The sequence below is a fragment of the Marinomonas atlantica genome (genome assembly GCF_001639725.1).
Lineage (GTDB): Bacteria > Pseudomonadota > Gammaproteobacteria > Pseudomonadales > Marinomonadaceae > Marinomonas > Marinomonas atlantica.
Genome location: NZ_LTAW01000007.1, coordinates 83,455 through 105,172, shown reverse-complemented (window position 1 = coordinate 105,172; position 21,718 = coordinate 83,455). Strand labels below are relative to the sequence as shown.

Below are 21,718 nucleotides of genomic sequence, written 5' to 3'. Positions count from 1 at the left end.
CGTTATGCTGGACTTTCTAAAATTTAGAAGCGTAAAAGAAACCATCGATATAATGTCATCCGACAGTATGCCTATTCTAGCTCGGCCCATATTGAACTAAGAAGACTTCGAGACTACAAAGTATTGCTTTGATCGCGGATGCCCACCTCGTACAAGGGCAATCAGCGCTCGCTGGGAGCGCTTTGGATTAGGTGTGGTTTAGGGAAATGTCCCAGTCTTTCCAGACGACTTCGCGGCCTTGGGCACGAATGGCGTTGGCGACGTCGGTGACGCTGCGTTCGTCGCTTATTTCAAATTGCTCTAATGCGGGTTGCGCGTCGTCGGCGTAGCCACCCGGCTGGGTTTTGGATTCGGCGCTCATGGTGGTGAAGCCCATACGCGCGGCGTGATTTCGAAAGTCGGCCGATTCACGGGTGGAAAGGCTCATTTCTAAGTCTGCATCAAACAAGCGCCATGCGGCGATCAGTTGCACCAGCTCTAAGTCGGATATCACGGATTTAGGCTCGATGCCGCCTGCACAGGGACGTATTCGCGGAAAGGCAACGCTGAAGCGTGAGCGCCAGTAGCGTTTTTGCAGGTGTCGTAGATGATGCGCCATCATGATGGAGTCGGTACGCCAATCGTCTAACCCAAGCAAGACACCTAAGCCAATCTTATGAACTTTGGCTTGGCCTAGTCGATCAGGGGCATCAAGACGATGGTTAAAGTCTGACTTATTGCCCCGCAGATGATGTTCAAGATAGGTGCTACGACGGTAGGTTTCTTGGTAGACCAAGACACCATCAAGACCCAGCTCTTTGAGCCGTGCGTATTCGTCTCGCTCTAGTGGCTGCACTTCCATGGAGAGTTGACTAAAGGCCGGTTTAAACAGTGGCAACATACGCTCAAAGTATGGCATGGAGACTTTTTGAGTTTCCCCTGTCACCAGCAAGATATGATCAAAGCCTTTACGTTTGATCGCGTCGATCTCACGCTCAACTTGAGATTCATCCAATGTAAGGCGTTTGATCGCGTTACTCATGGAGAAACCGCAATAGGTACACTCGTTGGCACAGGTATTCGACAAATACAGTGGCGCAAATAAGCTGACGGTATTGCCAAAGCGTTGCTGAGTTAAGCGCTCGCTTTGTGCCACCATGTCATTTAAAAAGGGTTTGGCCGCGGGTGATATCAACGCTGCAAAGTCATTGATATCACGTTTGGATTTGGCCAGTGCGCGGCGCACATCGGCTTCCGTTGCCTGTTGGTGTTGCGTGGTCGTCGCTTCCCAGTCTAATGACGCTAACTCCGCACTAAATTGCCCTGCTATGTCAGGGCTTTGGTGCAAAATGCGTACGGTACCGCTCATGACAGCTCCTTGAGGAACTCGGTCAATGGGCTTGACGCGTGAGCAGTTTGCTGCATTTGCCCTGTGCCCGATTCGTAGGCCATGCGCCCAGCTTCGACCGCGAACTTGAAGGCTTTGCCCATGGTTTCAGGCTCGCTGGCCACCGCCATGGCTGTGTTCACCAATACCGCATCGGCGCCCGCTTCTAACGCGGCGGCGGCATGAGACGGCGCCCCTATACCAGCATCGACAATCACCGGCACATTGCTTTGCTCGATGATAATGTCCAAAAAGGGCTTAGAGGCGAGACCTTGATTCGAGCCAATCGGCGAGCCTAATGGCATCACGCATTGCGCGCCGACTTCTTCCAAACGCTTGCATAGCACAGGATCGGCATGAATGTAGGGCATGACGACAAAACCAAGGCGCACTAATGCTTCGACCGCTTTTAACGTCTCGATCGGGTCCGGCATGAGGTAACGAGGGTCGGGATGAATCTCCACTTTAACCCAATTCGTTTCGAGCGCTTCCTGTGCCAATTGAGCGGCATAAATGGCTTCTTTAGCGTCTCGTGCGCCTGACGTATTGGGCAGTAATTTAACGCCCAGTTGTTGCAGAGGCTTCAAGATATTGTCTGACCCGCTTTTCAGATCCATGCGGCGCAGTGACAAGGTGGTCATGTCGCTCCCGCTGGCTAGTATTGAGGCTATCATTTGCTCTTGGCTTGCATATTTGCCCGTGCCCGTGAATAAGCGCGATGTAAACTCGTGGCCTGCTATCGTAAGTGCCATGTTACCCCCCTGCGATGGATTCAAAGATATCAATGCGATCGTTGTCTTTGAGTAGACACTCAGACCACTGACTGCGCGGTACAATTTGTTGATTCACTGCGACGGCGACACGCTGCTCGCTCGGCACAACGGTTTCAATGACGTCACCCAGTAACGTCTGTTCTAACTGTACGGGTTCGTCATTCACATAGAGCTGCATAATGTTCTCCTTGCACGACTTGATTGAGTAAGGTGCGGGTGGCGGCTTGAGGATCGTCCGCACGGGTGATCGCGGTGACCAGTGCCACCGAATCCACGCCCGTCGCTTTGACTTTGGGTAAGCGCTCGGCGTTGATGCCTCCGATGGCGACTGTTGGGTAGGCACCATCGATCAGCGTCACATATTGCCCCAGTCGAGTGAGCCCTTGAGGCTGTGATGGCATGTCTTTGGTGACGGTTGGATAAATATGCCCCAAGGCAATGTAGCTGGGTTGAAGGTTAAAGGCGCGTAGGATTTCAAAGTAGCCATGGGTACTGATGCCCAAGCGTACGCCCGCTTGCTGGATCGCGGTTAAGTTGGCCACTTCGATGTCTTCTTGACCCAAATGTACCCCGTAAGCGCCGAGTTCAATCGCTAATTGCCAATAGTCGTTGATGAAGACTTGAGTACCATACTGTTGGCCTAACGCAATAGCCTGTTGAATTTTGACGGTGAGTTCAGGGTCTTCTGGATCTTTGATGCGTAACTGTGCCGTGGTGACGCCTTGCTCTAACACCAGCGCTAACCACTCAACACTGTCAACGACTGGATACAAAGTAAACAGTACCGTCTCTATTGACGCAAACTGCCCTGTCTCAGGTAGTTGGTGATCGTTTTCAAATGACGTATTGGGAAACCAACGTTTGTCGGTTGGCCACGCACTACCTGCCCCTTGTGCCTGCTGAGTTAACCACGCCAACGCTAAGGTCATCGCATCCAAATGCTCGTAGCCTCGCGCAATAAAACACGCCAATGCTACGGCCACATCGTTGACGTGAATCGTTCCCAATGCGGGGGCCGAAAAATGCGCAATGCGATCGTCTTGCAACCATTTCACCCACACATCGTGGCCTTCACAGCGCGCTTGGTACACGACATTGGCGGTATCGAGTTCGTTGACGAATTGCCAAGTTTCCGTGGGCGTGGCCAGTGTTACGCCCGCGTCACTTGACTCAATTCGAATGGCTTCTGTTTTTGAGTGACACACCCAACACTCTAGGTGGTGGGTGCTCTTAAGCACAGAAGACCCAAAGCCTGCATCAGTATAGGCAATCGTCATCATGTCGGTAGCGGTCATTTAAGGTTGCGTCTCCGTTTCAGTGTCAGCGAGCTTGTCAGTGGTGAGATAGACATCGCTGCCCAGCTCTTTGAATTGGGCCGACATTTTTTGCATGCCAGCGTTAGCGGTCACATCGAGCGCCTCTATTTTTTCAAGGCCCGCGGCGTAATCACGTACTTCTTGAGTAATCTTCATCGAACAGAATTTTGGGCCACACATGGAGCAAAAATGCGCCACTTTACCCGATGCTTGTGGCAAGGTTTCATCGTGATAAGCGCGTGCGGTTTCTGGGTCAAGAGACAAGTTAAACTGATCTTCCCAGCGAAACTCAAAGCGGGCTTTGGACAAGGCGTTGTCGCGCACTTGCGTACCCGGATGGCCTTTGGCAAGATCCGCGGCGTGGGCGGCAATTTTGTAAGTGATGAGACCTTGTTTGACGTCTTCTTTGTTGGGTAAGCCTAGGTGCTCTTTTGGCGTCACATAACACAACATGGCGCAGCCGTACCAACCGATTTGCGCAGCACCAATACCCGAGGTGATGTGGTCATAGCCGGGCGCGATGTCTTGGGTCAAGGGCCCTAACGTATAAAACGGAGCTTCATGGCACTGCTCGAGTTGAAGATCCATGTTCTCTTTGATCAATTGCATCGGCACGTGCCCTGGGCCTTCGATCATCACCTGCACATCATAGTCCCATGCAATCTTGGTAAGCTCGCCTAAAGTACGCAGCTCAGACAGTTGCGCTTCGTCATTGGCATCCATGATCGAACCAGGACGAAGGCCATCCCCTAATGACAGCGACACGTCATACGCGGCACAAATGTCACAGATCTCTTTGAAGCGGGTGTACAAAAAGTTTTCTTCGTGGTGTGCCAGACACCATTTCGCCATGATGGAACCACCACGGGAGACAATGCCGGTTAGGCGTTTGGCGGTCATGGGTACATAACGTAGCAACACACCACAGTGAATCGTGAAGTAATCCACGCCCTGCTCCGCTTGCTCGATCAGCGTATCGCGGAACACATCCCAGTTAAGGTCTTCGGCCACGCCGTCGACTTTTTCTAGAGCTTGGTAAATCGGTACCGTACCGATTGGCACTGGCGAGTTACGCAGAATCCATTCACGCGTTTCGTGGATGTTTTTACCGGTCGATAAGTCCATCACGGTGTCGGCGCCCCAGCGCGTCGACCAAACCAGTTTTTCTACTTCTTCTTCGATGGAAGACGTGAGCGCCGAGTTACCGATGTTGGCGTTGACCTTCACCAAGAAGTTACGGCCAATGATCATGGGTTCGGTTTCTGGGTGGTTCACGTTGTTAGGAATGATCGCGCGACCTTCAGCGACTTCTTTGCGTACGAACTCTGGCGTAATCTCCGTCTGAATATTGGCTCCGAAGCTATGGCCCGGGTGTTGTTTTAGCAACAGTTCGGATTTGATCGCTTGCAGATTTTGGTTTTCACGGATGGCGATGTATTCCATCTCGGGGGTGATGATGCCCTGACGTGCGTAATGCATTTGAGTGACGCATTGGCCTGCTTGGGCTTTACGAACACGTGGCAGGTGTTTGAAACGTAGCGTGTCCAATTCATCGTTCGCTAAACGTGCTTGAGCGAAGTTTGAACTGACACTTTCTAGGATTTTCGTGTCATGGCGAGCGTCAATCCACGACCGACGCAGAGCCTTTAGACCCGCGTGTACATCAATGCTTTCTGCTTGATCACCGTATGGACCCGAGGTGTCGTATACATAGATCGGCTCGTTGGGTTCAAACGTCAGATTGTCTGGGTCTGAGCCAATGGGTGTGTCGCTTAGGTTAATCTGGCGCATCGGTACTTGGATTGACGCGTCAGAGCCTTGCACGTAGATACGATCAGAAGATGGAAACGGTGTCGCCTGTAAAGATTCAATAAACGCTTTGGCGTCTAAACGGGCGTTTTCACGAGATTGTTTTGTTGGTTTTGGTGTTGCAGTTGACATAAGCAAGTTCCCATTAACATTGGTTAGGAAAAAATGCTTGTCAGGAGATCATGTGCTTGCAGCACATGAGGTTGTTTTTTGGCCTTCCCTTGATTAGGTGAGGCAAACAACACTAATTTCAGCAGAAAAGAAAAGATGATTTCTTGTTCCCTTCGCAGGTATTAGCCTGATCAGGTTCTGCGGATCCCGCACTATAATGCGATCTCAGCCAATTAAGGCACTCCGACAAGTTGTGCATCAGTATACGCGTTTAGACGTTGCTGTAAACTCCCAAACGGTGTTCGTTAATTTAGCAGATTAGGATTCGTTCATTACCAGCGCTTGTTTGTACAAAGCATTTTTCTTCTCACCGGTAATTTCTGCTGCCAAGGCTGCGGCTTGTTTCACTGGCAATTCTTTAAGCAATATTGTTAGTATTTTAAGAGCTTCAGAATTGTCTTCTTGCTGAGCAGGAAGCGAAACCATCATCACAAATTCGCCACGAGTTTGGTTGCTATCTTCTTGTAAAATGCGTTGAATTTCTGAAATAGAACCGGATAAAAACGTCTCAAATGTTTTCGTTAATTCACGTGCCAAGGCAACCTGTACTGTGTTTCCCCACACCGTATTTAGATCTTCTAAACAATCTAAAATACGGTGTGTCGATTCGTAAAATACGACGGTACCGAGACTGGGTAGCCAAGACGACATTTCATCTCGACGTGATTTACTTTTGGCTGGCAGAAAACCGACAAAACTGAAGCGGTCCGTGGGTAAGCCCGATGCACACAAAGCGGTAATCAACGCTGACGCACCAGGCACAGGCGTCACTTTATGGCCTTCTTGACGTAAAAAATGAACCACGTGGTAGCCAGGGTCGGAAATTAATGGTGTACCAGCGTCAGAGATTAAAGCGACACTTTTTCCTTCTTTTAGTAAAGAAGAAATATAAGCGGCTTTGTCACGCTCGTTGTGGTCGTGCAAAGCAAATAGTCGGGTCTCAATACCAAAATGATTCATCAAACGCTTACTGTGACGCGTGTCTTCGGCAGCGATAAAGTCAACTTCTTGTAAAACTCGTTTTGCACGATCGGAAAAATCATCTAGATTACCAATTGGGGTCGCTACAATGTAGAAGGTTCCTCTAACATCATTATCAGACTGTGTTACCATGTTTCCTCTTTTATCGGCTTAAGTATTGCGTGCTTATGAGTTTGTTTAGATCCCGTATCATACCATTATCCTTAGTCACATTGTCTCTAATTGGCTGTAGTGCCATAGAAACTTCCTCATCAAATGTGAGTCCTGTGATTGCACAACAAATGCAGCAAGGTGACCTATCTGATTACGAGTTTGCTCTAACTCAGGCTAAACAACAGTCTAGTCCTGAAAAGTCTGCTCCGTACTATCTTGCTGCTGCACAGGCCTTAGTTAAAGATGAGCAATACCTTCAAGCTCGTATGATTCTCGAAGCGCATGTTATTAACCTCAATACACCATCCAAGTTTGGCGGCTTGCTTGAATTAAGCAAAGTCGCTATTGCACTTGAAGTACCTATGCTTGCAGTACAAGTACTGAGTCAAGCAGGACAAATGCCCATAGCGCAGCGACCTGAGAACAATATTAAATTGTTACAGCACCATGCCGCGATCATGTCTTCGTTAGACAGTTGGCCAAGTGCTGTAAGAGATTATATGCAGCTTACTTTGATGCTGCCTGTTGAGCAGCAAGAAGCCAACCGCCAACAACTTTGGCTGGCCATACAAAATCTGACAGACAATGAAGTTTCTTACTTAGAAAGCAGCCCTTTCCCATTACTTGATGGCTGGCTTCAAGTGTCAAATATTTTACGCAATCAAGTGCGAACAGTTGATCAGCAGGTACAAGATTTTAACCTCTGGCAAGCACAGAACCCTGGTCATCCTGCTTCAATGCACCCGCCAATAGATTACCAAATCATGGCGTCACTTGAGCAACACATGCCAACCTCTGTTGCCATCATGCTACCGATGAGCAAAGAATTAAAAGCCGCATCAGATGCGATTTTAGATGGTATTTTACAGCAATATTACTCCAATAAAGCAGTACAACCGGATCTACACATAATCGATACGGATTCCTTTAATACCTTTACTGAAGCGTATCAAGTAGCCTTAGCTAGTGGTGCAGAAACGATTTTAGGCCCTTTGCGAAAGCAGAACGTCGCTCAACTTTCTAACCTTGTTACGGATGTGCCAACCATTGCGCTGAACCAACTTGAAAGTAATACGATCGTAAAAAATCTGTATCATTTTTCATTGAACGTAAGAGACGATATACGTGCACTTATGGCCTTTGCAAAAAAAGAAGGTGCTCAAAACTCTGCTGTTCTATCCATGCAGCCTACTTGGGCCTTACGCCAAAGTGATCAGTTCCGTGAAATTGCCAGTGAGCTTAACTTACCTGTGCTAAACGCAATCTCTTATGAGGACACGCCTACGGGTCGGGCTTCAGCGGTTAAGAAATTGCTTCAAGTGGATGAAAGTGAGGCACGTATCCGTCGAATTCGTCAATGGACAAAACAAGATATTGAGTCCACACCTCGGGCACGCCAAGATTTAGATTATGTATACTTTATTGGTAAGCTGGACGACGCGAAACAGATACGCCCTCTGTTAAATTTCTATTTTGCAGAAGATATTCCTTTATTAGCTTCTCAGACGATACATGATAAATCACCAAGCCAGACCACTAAAAATGAAGACATCGAACGCATCATTTTTACTGAGTTACCTGCGGTTATTGATTCATCTAAGAAAGCAAATAACATTCCATTTGTCCTGCAAAGATTAACGGCACTGGGAAATGACAGCTATTTACTTGCTAAGCGATTAGCTTTGTTTACTAATGTTAAGTCAGCGCGAGTTTCTGCAAGAACTGGGATTATTACGTTAGATGATGATGGAATTTTTAATCGACGCCCGAATATAGTGACGTATAAGCAAGGAGAGCTTATCGATGCTAAAGAAAGTTATTTCGCCCAGAAAAAAGAACTCTGATGGAGAGAAAGCAGAGCGTTTAGCCGAACAGTTCTTGGTTTCTCAAGGTTATGTTGCTATCGCTCGAAATTTTCATTCACGTGTTGGTGAGGTCGATTTGATTATGCAACATCGATCTAACTACGTATTTGTTGAAGTTCGTTACAGAGCCAACGCCACACGAGGCAGTGCTAGCGAAAGCATCACAGCCACAAAATATCGCCGAATTCTGAAAACAGCAGAATATTGGTTAATGAAAAACAATCTGCAGCATAGCCAATACCAAATTGATGTAATTGCCATAGATGGCTATTTAGACTTACATCATATTGAGTGGTTACAAGCAGTGTAGACACAGTAGTTGTTATGGATTATCAAGAAGCCATTTATACCCAATTCGCACAAAGCTTTGAGTCTCAACAGTATGCTTTAGAAACCTTACCCGCTCACATAGAGCATGCAGGCATTGTATTATTTAACAGCATAGCAAATGGCGGTAAGGTCGTTGCCATAGGAAATGGTACAGGCTCATTTATTTCGCAATATTTCAGCACGCTCTTATTAGACCGTATGGATCGTGAGCGCCCTGGCCTACCTGCGATTTCTCTAACCAGCAATGGCAACGCTCTACTCGCAATCACTCATAACGACAGTTACCACGACGTGTTTTCAAAGCAGATTACAGCACTGGGTAACCCTGGTGACGTGTTGTTTGTGGTAGCAAATAAAGGTAATACGTCACCAATTATTCAGGCGATTCAGGCAGCACATGAACGCAAAATGAGCATTGTTGCGTTGACAACACCTGATGCTAAAAACGTATCGTCACTTACTTCACGAGATGATACAGAAATAAAAATAAACCTAACAGGGACAGCGCGCGTTCAAGAGGTACAAACAACTGTCGTTCACGCATTGGTAGATCTTTTGGAACGACAGCTATTTGGTTACGATGACTAAGGCGTTATTTCACAACTTTTAGTGTGAAGCCTTTTTTAGGTGGAGCTGGAGGCGTAGGCTCTGGCTCCGGAGCCACGTCATCAAAATCTTCTGGCGGAAACGCCAACCCGTCACCATTCTCTTTCGCATAAATTGCTTCAGCGGCGGCCATCGGCACAAACACCTGCATTGGCTTTCCACTGAAACGTGCTTCAAAAGAAACACCTGCTTTATCAATATGCAAATGACGCACAGCACTCATACTGATGTTTAAGACGATTTGTCCGTCTTTCACAAACTCAAGCGGTACAACCGCACCTTCATATTCAGCATTTACCAATAGGTAAGGCGTCATCTCGTTGTCTGCAATCCACTCATAGGTTGCATTCAATAAATAAGAACGCTTTGGAATCATTACTTGCACTCCAGATAAAATAAAAGGGGCAATATGCCCCTTTTGTTATTCGTAATTCACCTTAATCAAGGCGCATTTCTTGTTCAGCCTCAGAAAGACTTTCTTTGAAAGATTCACGCTCAAAAACCAGATCCATATATTTATACAAACCAGGCGCTTGAGATTTTTCAATATCAACACCTAGTATTGGCAGACGCCATAATACTGGAGCAAGGCAGCAATCAACAATCGTGAATTCTTCACTCATGAAGTAAGGCTTTTCTTCAAAAATTGGCGATACGCTTACCAAGCTCTCACGCAATTCTTTCTGAGCTGCTTCAACTGTCTCACGGTCTTTACTTGTCAATATAATATCAACCAATACCGCCCAGTCACGCTGAATGCGGTACATGTAAAGACGACTTTCAGCACGTGCAACCGGATAAACTGGTAGCAATGGTGGATGCGGAAAACGCTCATCCAAATATTCCATCATTACGTTTGGTTCATACAAAACAAGTTCACGGTCAACCAGTGCCGGCAACTCGTTGTAAGGGTTAATATCAGCCAATTCCTCTGGCTTGTTGAAAGGATCAACATCAATAATATCTACGGTTACCGCTTTTTCAGCCAAAACAATACGTACGCGATGGCTGTAGTGATCTTCTCCATCAGAGAAGAACGTCATTGAGGAGCGCTTTGCAATAACACCCATGTATAACCCCTATTCAATAAACAACGAAAACCCCATAAAGGGGTTAACTTAACAAACTATTGTGTAAATGTCCCTCCACGGGAGGGACATTTCGAGCAAAACTCAGCTGTTCATTAGTGAATTTCGCGCCAGTATTCTTTGTTCAATAGATATGCGAAGATACCAAATAGAACAATGAATAGTAACACTTTTATACCTAATGATTCAGCCTGTAGACGGCTTGGCTCACCCATATATACTAAGAAATTTGTAACATCGTAAGCAACTTGGTCAAATTCCTCTTCGGACAATTGCCCTTCAGTCTTTTGAACCACAACGTTACATTGCTCTTCAGTTAAGATATCACCTGTAAGTGTATCAAATTTTGGCTTGCCGTGCTCATCCAAAGATGGAGCTTGTGCACACGTCATGTGACGCACACCTTGTAGATGCTCAAGCACGTTTGGCATCCCGACACTCGGGAAGATTGCATTATTCACTCCCCATGGACGCGTCTCATCTTCATAGAAAGACTTTAAGTAAGTGTATACCCAATCATGACCACGCAGGCGCGCCTCAAGCGTCAGATCTGGTGGCGTCGCACCAAACCAGTTCTTAGCATCGTCAGCATCCATTGAATTCGTCATCAATTCGCCAATCTTCTTACCAGAAGGCAGAAGGTTTTGTTCAAAGATATCTGCCGGAATACCTAAATCTGTTGCGGCTCGCTCATAACGGGCATAACCCATTTCGTGACAACCGGCACAGTAATTAGTGAAAACCTGCATACCACGCTGTAGAGACGCTTTGTCATGCAAATCCGGAGCCATATGCTCAAGGTGTACACTTGATCCACCTGAAGCGAGAGCCAACGCCGACGCAAACATTAGCGTCACAGTTGCGAAAATCTTTTTCATGGTTAAACCCTCTCTGGAACCGGTTTAGTGCTTTCCCACTTGGTATAAAACGGCATCAAAATAAAGTACGCGAAGTAAACGACGGATGCTAACTGTGCCATCGTTGTGCGACTTTCAGTTGATGGCAACACACCCAACACACCCAACATCACGAAGCTGATGCAGAATAAAAGCAATGCGATTTTACTCATCCATCCTTTATAAAGCATTGACTTAACCGGACTACGATCCAACCAAGGCAACACAAACAGAATGGCAATTGCGCCGCCCATTGCAACCACACCCCAGAACTTAGCATCAAGACCAAATAGCGGATACGTTACCGCACGCAAAATGGCATAGAACGGCGTGAAGTACCAAACAGGTGCAATATGCGCAGGTGTCTTTAAGGCGTTAGCCGCTTCAAAATTAGGCTTTTCAAGAAAATAACCACCCATTTCAGGGAAGAAGAAAACCACACTACAGAAGACAAATAAGAACACCGCCACACCCACAATGTCATGCACTGTATAAAATGGATGGAAGGGAATACCATCTAGAGGAATGCCGTTTTCATCTTTATGTTTCTTAATATCAACACCTTTAGGGTTGTTTGAACCCACATGATGAAGTGCTAACAAGTGCAGAACAACCAAAGCAACCAACACCAAAGGTAATGCTATGACATGCAATGAGAAGAAACGGTTCAGTGTGATACCTGAGATCAAGTAGTCGCCGCGAACCCATTGTGCCAAGTCTGGACCGATCATTGGAATAGCACTGAACAAAGAAATGATTACCTGAGCACCCCAGTAAGACATCTGCCCCCATGGTAACAAATAACCCATGAATGCCTCAGCCATTAACGCCAAGTAAATCGCCATACCAAACAACCACACCAATTCTCGCGGTTTTTGATAAGAGCCATACAAAAGGCCACGAAACATATGCAGATATACAACCACGAAGAACGCTGACGCGCCTGTTGAATGCATGTAACGAATCAACCAACCATATTCTACATCACGCATGATGTATTCTACTGAAGCAAATGCGCCTTCAGCCGATGGGTTATAACTCATCGTCAACCAAACACCTGTTAGTAGTTGATTAACCAATACCAATAAAGACAACACACCAAACAAATAAAGAACGTTTAGGTTCTTAGGTGCGTAATACTTGCTCATGTGTTTTTCGAAGGCCTGAGTCACTGGAAGACGAGCATCCACCCACGCCATGAAGTTTTTCATAACAGCCATTACGCGTTACCTCCAGTATCGACACCAACTTCAATGACCGCATCACTAAGGAAACGGTGCGGCGGCACAACAAGGTTAGTTGGCGCAGGGACCCCCTTGTAAACTCGGCCTGCGAGATCAAAACGCGAACCATGACATGGGCATAAAAAACCACCCAACCAGTTATCACCAAGATCTTCCGGGGCAACTTCTGGTCGATAGGTAGGAGAACAACCAAGGTGTGTACAAATCCCTAACAAAACAGCGAACTCAGGATTAATTGAGCGGTATTCGTTTTGCGTGTACTCTGGCTGCTGCTCAACAGCAGATTCTGGATCCGCTAATTGATCATTTAATTTGGACAAATCTGCAACTGCTTCCTTAGAACGACGAACAACCCATACAGGCTGACCACGCCACTCCACGATCATTTGCTGACCCACTTCTAATTTACTAATATCGGCCTTCACCGGTGCCCCAGCCGCTTTCGCTTTAGCACTTGGATTCCATGAGGCAACAAAAGGCGTTGCAATCCCTACTGCACCCACTGCGCCTATTGCGCTGGTTGCACCCAGTAGAAATCGACGACGGCCTTCATTCACGCCGCTTTGACTCATTATGGTTCTCTCCCACCAATTTACTGTCAACGAGTTCAAACCCATAAAAACAATAAGGATTTGAATGCTTTAAAGGATGGTATGGGAAAGGCATTTTGTAGACAAGGCAACATTTTTGCACATTCACAAAACACTGATTTGAGACATAAAAAAACGCCTGCAATGCAGGCGTTTTGAAAATACGAAGCGTAGTAAAAATTAACGCTTAGAGAACTGAGGACGACGACGTGCTTTACGTAGACCGACTTTCTTACGCTCAACTTTACGAGAGTCACGCGTAACGAAACCAGCGGCACGAAGGCTGCGACGTAGTGTCTCATCGTATTGCATTAGCGCACGAGTAATACCGTGACGGATAGCACCTGCTTGACCAGAAATACCACCACCGCTTACAGTAACGTATACGTCGAATTTTTCAGTTGCATCAACTAGTTCTAGTGGCTGACGAACAACCATGCAAGAAGTTTCGCGACCGAAGTATTGCTCTAGAGAACGGTTATTGATAACTAGGTTACCAGAACCCGCTTTAAGAAATACACGAGCAGTAGACGTTTTACGACGACCTGTTCCGTAGTATTGAGTAGCTGACATATTGACCTTCCCGTATTAGATGTTAAGTTCTTGTGGCTGTTGAGCTGTGTGCGGGTGATCTGTACCTGCATACACTTTCATTTTCTTGTGCATTGCACGGCCTAGAGGACCTTTAGGCAACATACCTTTAACAGCGATTTCAAGAACGCGTTCTGGAGCGTGATCAATCAACTTCTCAAAGCTCATAGAACGTAGGCCACCTGGATAACCAGTATGACGGTAGTAGTTCTTATCAGCAGCTTTGTTACCAGTTACACGTACTTTCTCAGCGTTGATTACAACAATGTAGTCGCCAGTATCAACGTGAGGAGTGTATTCTGCTTTATGCTTACCGCGCAGGCGACGAGCAATTTCTGTAGCCAAACGACCAAGAGTTTTGCCTTCGGCATCAACCACGAACCAGTCGCGGCGAACTTCAGCAGGTTTTGCAGTAAAAGTTTTCATTAAAAAACCCTTTATCATTTACATGCGAGTGCGCATGTCAATACCTATTATTATTGGTTATGCGATCACAAGGTGATTTCATAACGTACACATACTCAATTTCAGAGCGCGCGAATTATAACCAAATACACTATAAAACTAAAGCGTTTTAATAAGTTAATTAAGGGCGGTGTTCTAATGACAGATATTCTTCTGACTGCATTTCAAGCAATCGACTCACTGTTCGATCGTATTCAAATGCCAAGCGCGTACCTGTGTAGATATCAGCAATGCCGACTTCAGAAGAAATAATGACTTTTACATGGCGGTCATAGAACTCATCAATCAAATTAATGAATCGACGCGCCATATCGTCACGAGAAGAATCAAACTGTGGCAAATCTGAAATAATGATCGTTGAGTAAAGCTTCGCAATTTCAATGTAATCTACTTGACTACGCGGGCCATCACAAAGAGCCTTGATATCAAACCAAGCAACGTCATCATAGCTGCGCAATAGAGGTATTGTACGGCCTTCAATTTCAACACCGCCGCCTTCATCGACATTATTTCGATTCACTACCAAACTCAGAAAACGCTCAGATAACGCACCTTGTGATTCTTCTGACAATGGAAAATGATACAACTTTGCTTGTTTCAATGTGCGTAAGCGGTAGTCCACACCGCCATCAACATTCATCACCTTAGTGTGCTTGTTGACAAGATCAATTGCTGGCAAAAAGCGCGCTCTCTGTAAACCATTTTTATAAAGACCATCAGGCTCAATGTTTGAGGTCGCAATCAACACTGTGCCGTTGATGAATAACTGCTCTAAAAGACCAGCCAGAATCATCGCGTCGGTAATATCCGTTACAAAAAACTCATCAAAACATAATACTTGGGCTTTTTCGGATATTTGTTTGCCAACTATTTCCAATGGGTTCTTCGTGTCGTTAAGCTTACGCAACTCTTGATGCACCATTTGCATAAAACGATGGAAATGTAAGCGCATTTTGCGCTCTATCGGTAGACACTCATAAAAAGTGTCCATCAAATAAGTTTTACCTCGACCAACACCACCCCAAAAGTACAAACCTTGCTCAACTTTAATCTCTGGTTGCTTTTTCTTAAAAAACCCAAACAGAGATTTCTGTGGTTTAACGACACTTGATCCATTTGCGACAATACGCTCATACAAATCCTGTAGGGCCTGCACAGCCTCCTCTTGCGCTGGATCATAATTAAAGTCTGGACGCTCTAAGTCTTCCTGATATTTCGATAACGGGGTCATTGTCTGGGAATACACCATTGCATGTTAGATTGCGACATCTTACCAAATTGATACAGAAACCTCACTATTCCCTATATTTCCTATGGTGTATTTCCGTTATAATTATCGAAGCTGTTTTTGGGAGTAAACCATGGAACTAGAAGTATTCGATATTATCGTCTTTGTTACAGGCATCATTATTGGTTTTGCTGGCGCATTGATTTTCCGCTCACTTAGCAAAAAAGGCTCGAGCGATAAACACCGCTCTGCCGGCGCAACCATTGAAGCTTTGCAGCAAGAACTAGAACGACGCCAAGTATTGGCTGATGATCATTTTTTACAGCTGCATGCGCACATCTCTGCTGCAGAGAAAAAGTTAGCTGACGCTCGTAAAGCCGTACTAGAAGGCGCTTCATCATTGGCGACCGTTGAACTAGAAAAACCGGAAGAGACTAAAGAGACCGATTCGGACTCAGAGTTCACCACTGCGCCACCGCGAGATTACGCTGCCAAAGAATCTAGCGATGAGGGCACACTTAGTGAAAGCTATGGCCTGCACCGCAACGCCTCTGAAGAACCAAGCCGCGCTATTTAATTAAAGTTTTGTTGCTAACAGCTAAATCTATACACATAAAAAAGCCTGCTTAAAGCAGGCTTTTTTATGTTAAGCAGGATTTGGAATATCAATAAATTCGCAATCCACGCCCCACTCTTTTTGAATATATTCTGCCAGTGCTCTTGGCCCGAAGCATTCTGTTGCATGATGACCTGCGGCACAGAAGTGAATACCTTCTTCACGGGCTGTATGGATCGTTTTCTCCGACACTTCTCCCGTGATAAAAACATCCGCATTAGCAGCCACAGCCTTATCTATGTAGCCCTGAGCCCCCCCAGTACATAACGCAACTTCAGTAATGAGATCATCAGAGACAGACTCAAACAAAACCTCACGCCCTACAGCGGCTTCAATTCTTGCCTTAAAATCGGCTGGAGAGACCCCTTCATGAATTCGACCAACAACACCAATACTTTCTTCCAAGGGCTTTTCTTTTTCAAGCGCCCTCAACTCCATTAACCCAAGCGCACGCGCCAAACCGGCATTATTACCTGCTAGTAAGCTCGCATCCATTGGTAAATGATAACCAAATAAATTAATATCATTTTTTATCAGAGCAGAAATACGGCGATACTTCATACCAACAATTTCTTCACTTTCACCTTTCCAGAAGTAACCATGATGAACAATAATTACATCAGCATGCTTCTCAATTGCAGCCTCAATTAACGCCATAGAAGCTGTTACACCCGTTACAATCTTGTTAATCTCTTGTTTGCCTTCCACTTGTAAACCATTAGGCGCATAATCCTTAAAGACACGCGGCCGATAGAGTGCCGTTAATTTTCTTTCAAGTTCTGTTCTATTCATGAAAACTCCTAATGCATTAAACATCTTAACAAATCGCAATAGCCTCATCTGGGGACTATTGGGCTTATGGCTTGGCACTATTCTATTATTTATTCAGCACTTTCAAAATGAAGGCTCGCAAAGTTTTGCAAACGCTGCAGCACAAACCGCCAGTTCGGTGGTAAACATTTACACTTTTTCTAACCAAGACTCACCTTTCAATCACACCAACAACCAAAAAATCACTAACCTAGGCTCAGGTGTAATTATCACCGATAATGGCTATGTCTTAACAAATCACCATGTTATCCAAGGTGCCAGCACTGTAATTGTCTCACTAAACGATCAAAGACAGACAAGAGCCCGACTTATAGGAAGTGATCCTGCGACAGATCTTGCAGTATTAAAAATTGAGCTAAGTAATCTCACCCCCATTCATTTGGGAGACAGTGATCATATTCGTGTCGGAGATCAGATACTCGCCATCGGTAATCCATTTGGCATAGGTCAAACGGTCACCGCAGGCATCATCAGTGCAAAAGGTCGGGACAGCATTGGCCTTAACACCTATGAAAACTTTATTCAGACAGATGCAGCCATCAACCCCGGCAACTCAGGTGGCGCTTTAGTAGACTTAAAGGGGAAACTGGTCGGCATTAGCTCAGCAATATATTCAAGCTCCGGCGGCTCTCAAGGCATAGGGTTCGCCACTCCCATTAATGATGCCATCAGCATTATGCAATCTATCATTAAGCATGGCAGTGTCGTTCGTGGCTACCTTGGCTTACAAGTACAAGAAAACAATACTCAAGTCGCTATTGCGTTAAACTTACCTACTGCGGAAGGGCTCATTGTCACAAGCACTATTCCAGAAGGCCCAGCAGACAAAGCAGGACTACGCGCTAGAGATATCTTGACAGCGATCGATGATCATACTGACCTTAGTGCACACAACGCGCAGCAGCTGGTCTCAAGCTTATCACCCGGCAAACGCGTTACAATTAAAGGCATCCGAGGTACGCAAAGCTTTATAACGAAAGCTTTGGTAGAGAAACTGCCTGCGATGCAGGCAGTTGAATAATCGATTACCGATTAAGATTCGCTAAACTTGCTTCAATATTGCTCCCAGCAATACGATTTGCCACTAAAGCCAAGTACGGGCTTAAGAAGCCAGCATCCAATTCACCTTCAATGACCCATTGCAGCTGAGTTTCACCAGTATTTGAAGTGGTAATATTTAACACATTAGGAATTGACTGCGTTTTCTGATTTGGCTGAACAGTAAACTCAATTGAGTTGCTGGAAACTGAATCAATTACAATTGAACCCTGTTTGGTTGCCTCAGCATCATAAACAATCAAATAACGATCGCCTGGGGCTAATGCTCTAGAACCCTCTTCAAGCACTAGATCTCCTGATTCAATATGCATCCATTCAACCCACGCAGCGGGATGATATAAACGTTCTTGTAGCAGATCATATTTAGCGCTGGAAACGGCAATGTTACGTTCAATTCGATAGTCAGCAGGCAGAAAAAAACCCACAGCAACGGCCATTAATATAATGACTGCCGCAATGCGGGTTATAAATCGCAGTGACACAAGCGCTTGTGTTGGCTGCATCGATTCTACCCCTTAGGCTTTATCGATCATACGGAACTCAGCGGAAAGAGCATGCGCCTCAAGTGACTCGCCACGAGCCAACGGAGAGGCAATTTTTGCCATTTCACTAGCACCTTCATGCGAACAGAAGATGATTGAGCTACGTTTTTGGAAGTCATAAACACCTAATGGCGAAGAGAACCGTGCTGTACCAGATGTTGGCAGAACATGGTTTGGACCTGCACAGTAATCCCCTAACGCTTCAGGCGTATAACGACCCATAAAGATCGCACCAGCATGTCGAATTTTATCCACCCATTCTTCTGGGTTTGCAATAGACAATTCCAAATGCTCTGCAGCAACGATGTTAGCTACTTCCACAGCTTCTTCCATCGATTCAACATGAATCAATGCACCACGCCCCTCTAAAGAGGTTTTAATGATCTCTTGGCGCGACATATCATCAATCTGACGCTCCATCGATGCTTTTACTTTCTCAATAAAAGCAGCATCTGTGCTAATCAGGATAGATTGCGCATCTTCATCATGTTCAGCTTGCGAAAACAAGTCCATCGCAATCCAGTCTGGGTTGGACTCACCATCACTTACCACAAGAATTTCAGATGGGCCAGCAATCATATCAATACCAACAGCACCAAAAACCATGCGTTTAGCGGTTGCCACATAGATGTTGCCAGGACCTACAATCTTATCAACTTTTGGTACCGTTTCCGTGCCGTAAGCCAATGCTGCAACAGCTTGCGCACCACCCACAGTAATCACACGATCAACCCCTGCCACATGCGCAGCAGTTAACACGATATCATTTACTTCACTGTCCGGTGTTGGTACGACCATAACGATCTCACCCACTCCAGCAACTTTTGCCGGCATAACGTTCATCAATACGGAAGACGGGTACGCAGCTTTACCACCCGGTACGTAAACTCCCACACGATCTAACGGCGTAATTTGCTGACCTAAGATCGTGCCATCTGCTTCTTCGTATTGCCAAGAAGGCTGAACTTGACGTTCGTGGTAGCTCTTAACACGCTCAGCAGCTTGCTTTAGCGCATCTACAATTTTGCTATCAACACGCTCAGCCGCTTTCGCCAACTCATCGGCTTCAATGACAAGCTCCGCTGCAGAAGAGACCGATCGGCGGTCAAACTTATTCGTCAACTCAATCAGTGCCGCGTCCCCCTCAAGGCGAACACGGCTGACAATCTCTTCGACGCTTTTCTGGACACGCGTATCGGAGACACTTTCCCATGACAGCAATTGCTCTAAGTCTTTGCGAAAATTCGCATCCTTTGATGAAAACTGTCTTATATTTAATTGCATATCTTATACCTCAGCAGACACTGCACCATTCAACATATCTAGAATAGGCTGAATGTGCTCATACTTGGTTTTGTAGGCCGCTTTGTTCACTACAAGACGCGTACTGATATCAGCAATCAAGTCTCGAGCCTCAAGGCCATTTGCACGCAATGTATTACCAGTATCGACGATATCAACGATCAAATCAGCTAACCCCATAATCGGTGCCAACTCCATTGCGCCATAAAGTTTGATGACATCAGCCTGAATACCTTGCTCAGCAAAATACGCTTTTGCCGTTTTGGTAAATTTAGACGCGACTTTCAAGCGGCGGTTAGGCAATTCTTGCCCCTGTACACCTGCCGTCATCAAACGACACTTGGAAATCTTCAAGTCCAAAAGTTCATATAGGTTGCTTGTATTCGCTTCCATCAACACATCTTTACCCGCAACACCAAAGTCCGCTACACCATGCTCTACATAAGTTGGTACATCTGTCGCTCGCAGGATCACAAGCTTAATGTGCTCGTGATTAGTGTCGAAAATAAGCTTACGGCTTTTACTAATATCTTCCAGAGGAAAAATATTCGCCTTCTCTAGCAGAGGAAGCGTTTCTTTTAAAATGCGCCCTTTCGATAGCGCTATCGTTAAGGTTTCGCTCATATTAATTCAGAACCCTTGAAATCTTCGCACCCAATGCACCTAGCTTTTCCTCGATGCACTCATAACCGCGGTCGATGTGATAAATTCGATCGATCTTTGTTTCGCCTTCAGCAACAAGCGCTGACAACACCAACGAAGCTGACGCACGCAAATCTGTTGCCATCACAGGCGCACCTTGCAATTTTTCTTTGCCGCGAACAATTGCCGTATTGCCATTCACTTCAATGTCTGCTCCCATGCGCATCATTTCATTGACATGCATGAAGCGATTTTCAAAAATATTTTCAATGACACTACCTACACCGTCTGCAACAGCATTAAGCGCCATGAATTGCGCTTGCATATCTGTAGGAAAAGCCGGATATGGCGCAGTTGAAATATTGACTGCTTTTGGTCGATGACCTTCCATATCTAACTCAATCCAGTCATCGCCACAGGTGATTTTAGCACCAACCTCTTCAAGTTTTGCAAGCACAGCCTCTAAGCTGTCTACATCAGTATCGATCACTCGAACTCTACCACCCGTGATCGCACCAGCAACCAAGAATGTTCCTGTTTCAATTCGATCAGGCATTACTGAATAGGTTGTGCCAGACAAACGTTCCACACCTTCAATAGTAATGGTATCGGTACCATGGCCCGTAATTTTTGCACCCATAGCGATTAGGCATTCGGCCAAGTCAACAACTTCAGGCTCACGAGCAGCATTCTCAAGAACAGTCGTTCCATCTGCTAAGGCTGCTGCCATCAATAGGTTTTCTGTCCCCGTAACCGTCACCTTATCAAAGAAGATACGAGCTCCTTTTAAACGGCCATCTACTTGGGCAATAATATTACCATTGTCAACTATGATCTCTGCACCCATTGCCTCTAAGCCACGAAGGTGCAAGTCCACTGGACGACTACCGATCGCACAACCACCAGGCAGAGACACCACCGCACGACCAAAATGTGCCACCAAAGGGCCTAACACCAAAATTGATGCTCGCATTGTTTTCACAAGCTCATAAGGTGCTTCACAGTTATCCAGCGAAGAAACATCAAGCTCAACATTCATACGCTCATCTACAACAACACCACATCCCATTGAGCCTAAAAGCTCCAACATAGTTGTGATGTCATGAAGGTGCGGCAAGTTACGGATTGTAATAAGGTCCTTGGTTAACAGTGTCGCAGCAAGGATTGGTAGGGCAGCATTCTTTGCACCTGACGCACGCACAACTCCATTAAGAGTGTTACCGCCAGTAATCAGCAATTTATCCATTTACATCT

The 21,718-nt window shown here is 45.8% G+C and carries 24 protein-coding genes and 1 riboswitch; of the genes, 5 read left to right on the top strand and 19 right to left on the bottom strand.

Annotated elements, in window-relative coordinates; genetic code table 11:
- Nucleotides 1–187 precede the first annotated feature (187 nt).
- The 6 genes from thiH to rsmI form a co-directional block, all read right to left on the bottom strand.
- Nucleotides 188–1,348 (bottom strand): 2-iminoacetate synthase ThiH, encoded by a 1,161-nt coding sequence (gene thiH / locus AYW75_RS13660; protein WP_067100395.1) that lies wholly within the window; start codon nucleotides 1,346–1,348, stop codon nucleotides 188–190.
- Complete coding sequence (locus AYW75_RS13655; RefSeq protein WP_269447789.1) at nucleotides 1,345–2,202, bottom strand: thiazole synthase; 858 nt, start codon at nucleotides 2,200–2,202, stop codon at nucleotides 1,345–1,347. Before AYW75_RS13655 ends, thiH begins: the two co-directional genes overlap by 4 nt.
- Nucleotides 2,120–2,317: a sulfur carrier protein ThiS gene (thiS, locus tag AYW75_RS13650; RefSeq protein WP_067100390.1), complete on the bottom strand. Its 198-nt coding sequence runs from the start codon at nucleotides 2,315–2,317 to the stop codon at nucleotides 2,120–2,122. The genes AYW75_RS13655 and thiS overlap by 83 nt, the downstream gene beginning before the upstream one ends.
- Nucleotides 2,298–3,434: a thiamine phosphate synthase gene (thiE, locus tag AYW75_RS13645; RefSeq protein WP_067100388.1), complete on the bottom strand. Its 1,137-nt coding sequence runs from the start codon at nucleotides 3,432–3,434 to the stop codon at nucleotides 2,298–2,300. Before thiE ends, thiS begins: the two co-directional genes overlap by 20 nt.
- Complete coding sequence (gene thiC, locus AYW75_RS13640; RefSeq protein ID WP_067100385.1) at nucleotides 3,435–5,396, bottom strand: phosphomethylpyrimidine synthase ThiC; 1,962 nt, start codon at nucleotides 5,394–5,396, stop codon at nucleotides 3,435–3,437.
- A gap of 130 nt (nucleotides 5,397–5,526) precedes the next feature.
- Nucleotides 5,527–5,631, bottom strand: a riboswitch (TPP riboswitch).
- Between the two features lie 62 nt (nucleotides 5,632–5,693).
- Nucleotides 5,694–6,548, bottom strand: a complete 855-nt coding sequence (gene rsmI, locus AYW75_RS13635) for a 16S rRNA (cytidine(1402)-2'-O)-methyltransferase (protein ID WP_067100383.1) — start codon at nucleotides 6,546–6,548, stop codon at nucleotides 5,694–5,696.
- A gap of 134 nt (nucleotides 6,549–6,682) precedes the next feature.
- Here rsmI and AYW75_RS13630 point away from each other — a divergent pair, with 134 nt between their 5' ends.
- Genes AYW75_RS13630 through AYW75_RS13620 form a run of 3 tightly spaced genes read left to right on the top strand, consistent with a single transcriptional unit; the run spans nucleotide 6,683 to nucleotide 9,352 of the window.
- Nucleotides 6,683–8,413 carry a penicillin-binding protein activator gene (locus AYW75_RS13630; RefSeq protein WP_197478957.1) on the top strand — a complete coding sequence of 577 codons (1,731 nt, stop codon included), beginning with the start codon at nucleotides 6,683–6,685 and terminating at the stop codon, nucleotides 8,411–8,413.
- On the top strand, nucleotides 8,373–8,744 hold the full coding sequence (locus AYW75_RS13625; RefSeq protein ID WP_067100377.1) for a YraN family protein: 372 nt from the start codon (nucleotides 8,373–8,375) through the stop codon (nucleotides 8,742–8,744). The genes AYW75_RS13630 and AYW75_RS13625 overlap by 41 nt, the downstream gene beginning before the upstream one ends.
- Nucleotides 8,745–8,758: 14 nt before the next feature.
- Nucleotides 8,759–9,352 (top strand): SIS domain-containing protein, encoded by a 594-nt coding sequence (locus AYW75_RS13620; protein WP_067100375.1) that lies wholly within the window; start codon nucleotides 8,759–8,761, stop codon nucleotides 9,350–9,352.
- Between the two features lie 4 nt (nucleotides 9,353–9,356).
- Here AYW75_RS13620 and AYW75_RS13615 read toward each other — a convergent pair whose 3' ends face one another.
- From AYW75_RS13615 to zapE, 8 genes are all read right to left on the bottom strand, one after another.
- Nucleotides 9,357–9,746 carry a ClpXP protease specificity-enhancing factor gene (locus tag AYW75_RS13615; RefSeq protein ID WP_067100373.1) on the bottom strand — a complete coding sequence of 130 codons (390 nt, stop codon included), beginning with the start codon at nucleotides 9,744–9,746 and terminating at the stop codon, nucleotides 9,357–9,359.
- Nucleotides 9,747–9,807: 61 nt separating this feature from the next.
- The gene (locus AYW75_RS13610) at nucleotides 9,808–10,440 is read right to left on the bottom strand and encodes a glutathione S-transferase N-terminal domain-containing protein (protein WP_067100370.1); all 633 of its coding nucleotides are present in this window, start codon (nucleotides 10,438–10,440) and stop codon (nucleotides 9,808–9,810) included.
- 113 nt (nucleotides 10,441–10,553) lie between these two features.
- Nucleotides 10,554–11,336, bottom strand: a complete 783-nt coding sequence (locus tag AYW75_RS13605; protein ID WP_067100367.1) for a cytochrome c1 — start codon at nucleotides 11,334–11,336, stop codon at nucleotides 10,554–10,556.
- Between the two features lie 2 nt (nucleotides 11,337–11,338).
- Nucleotides 11,339–12,574 carry a cytochrome b gene (locus tag AYW75_RS13600; protein WP_231886217.1) on the bottom strand — a complete coding sequence of 412 codons (1,236 nt, stop codon included), beginning with the start codon at nucleotides 12,572–12,574 and terminating at the stop codon, nucleotides 11,339–11,341.
- Nucleotides 12,574–13,170: a ubiquinol-cytochrome c reductase iron-sulfur subunit gene (petA, locus tag AYW75_RS13595; RefSeq protein WP_067100364.1), complete on the bottom strand. Its 597-nt coding sequence runs from the start codon at nucleotides 13,168–13,170 to the stop codon at nucleotides 12,574–12,576. The genes AYW75_RS13600 and petA overlap by 1 nt, the downstream gene beginning before the upstream one ends.
- A gap of 198 nt (nucleotides 13,171–13,368) precedes the next feature.
- Nucleotides 13,369–13,761, bottom strand: a complete 393-nt coding sequence (gene rpsI, locus AYW75_RS13590) for a 30S ribosomal protein S9 (protein ID WP_067037566.1) — start codon at nucleotides 13,759–13,761, stop codon at nucleotides 13,369–13,371.
- A 15-nt stretch (nucleotides 13,762–13,776) separates the two neighbouring features.
- Nucleotides 13,777–14,205 carry a 50S ribosomal protein L13 gene (gene rplM / locus AYW75_RS13585; RefSeq protein ID WP_067037564.1) on the bottom strand — a complete coding sequence of 143 codons (429 nt, stop codon included), beginning with the start codon at nucleotides 14,203–14,205 and terminating at the stop codon, nucleotides 13,777–13,779.
- 160 nt (nucleotides 14,206–14,365) lie between these two features.
- Nucleotides 14,366–15,475 carry a cell division protein ZapE gene (zapE, locus tag AYW75_RS13580; RefSeq protein ID WP_067100362.1) on the bottom strand — a complete coding sequence of 370 codons (1,110 nt, stop codon included), beginning with the start codon at nucleotides 15,473–15,475 and terminating at the stop codon, nucleotides 14,366–14,368.
- Between the two features lie 130 nt (nucleotides 15,476–15,605).
- On the opposite strand from zapE, the gene AYW75_RS13575 reads away from it, so the two are divergent.
- Nucleotides 15,606–16,049, top strand: a complete 444-nt coding sequence (locus tag AYW75_RS13575; protein ID WP_067037559.1) for a DUF1043 family protein — start codon at nucleotides 15,606–15,608, stop codon at nucleotides 16,047–16,049.
- A gap of 69 nt (nucleotides 16,050–16,118) precedes the next feature.
- Here AYW75_RS13575 and AYW75_RS13570 read toward each other — a convergent pair whose 3' ends face one another.
- Nucleotides 16,119–16,880 (bottom strand): Nif3-like dinuclear metal center hexameric protein, encoded by a 762-nt coding sequence (locus tag AYW75_RS13570; protein WP_067100359.1) that lies wholly within the window; start codon nucleotides 16,878–16,880, stop codon nucleotides 16,119–16,121.
- Here AYW75_RS13570 and AYW75_RS13565 point away from each other — a divergent pair.
- Nucleotides 16,879–17,940 (top strand): S1C family serine protease, encoded by a 1,062-nt coding sequence (locus tag AYW75_RS13565; protein ID WP_067100357.1) that lies wholly within the window; start codon nucleotides 16,879–16,881, stop codon nucleotides 17,938–17,940. The genes AYW75_RS13570 and AYW75_RS13565 overlap by 2 nt on opposite strands.
- A gap of 4 nt (nucleotides 17,941–17,944) precedes the next feature.
- Here the strand turns inward: AYW75_RS13565 and AYW75_RS13560 are convergent, their stop codons facing one another.
- The 4 genes from AYW75_RS13560 to murA are packed head-to-tail and all read right to left on the bottom strand — an operon-like array spanning nucleotide 17,945 to nucleotide 21,710.
- Nucleotides 17,945–18,481 (bottom strand): SRPBCC family protein, encoded by a 537-nt coding sequence (locus AYW75_RS13560; protein WP_067100354.1) that lies wholly within the window; start codon nucleotides 18,479–18,481, stop codon nucleotides 17,945–17,947.
- 12 nt (nucleotides 18,482–18,493) lie between these two features.
- Nucleotides 18,494–19,804, bottom strand: coding sequence for a histidinol dehydrogenase (gene hisD, locus AYW75_RS13555; RefSeq protein ID WP_067100352.1), 1,311 nt, complete (start codon nucleotides 19,802–19,804; stop codon nucleotides 18,494–18,496).
- A 3-nt stretch (nucleotides 19,805–19,807) separates the two neighbouring features.
- Nucleotides 19,808–20,446, bottom strand: a complete 639-nt coding sequence (gene hisG, locus AYW75_RS13550; RefSeq protein WP_067037548.1) for an ATP phosphoribosyltransferase — start codon at nucleotides 20,444–20,446, stop codon at nucleotides 19,808–19,810.
- Nucleotide 20,447: 1 nt separating this feature from the next.
- Nucleotides 20,448–21,710: a UDP-N-acetylglucosamine 1-carboxyvinyltransferase gene (gene murA / locus AYW75_RS13545; protein WP_067100348.1), complete on the bottom strand. Its 1,263-nt coding sequence runs from the start codon at nucleotides 21,708–21,710 to the stop codon at nucleotides 20,448–20,450.
- Between the last annotated feature and the right edge of the window lie 8 nt (nucleotides 21,711–21,718).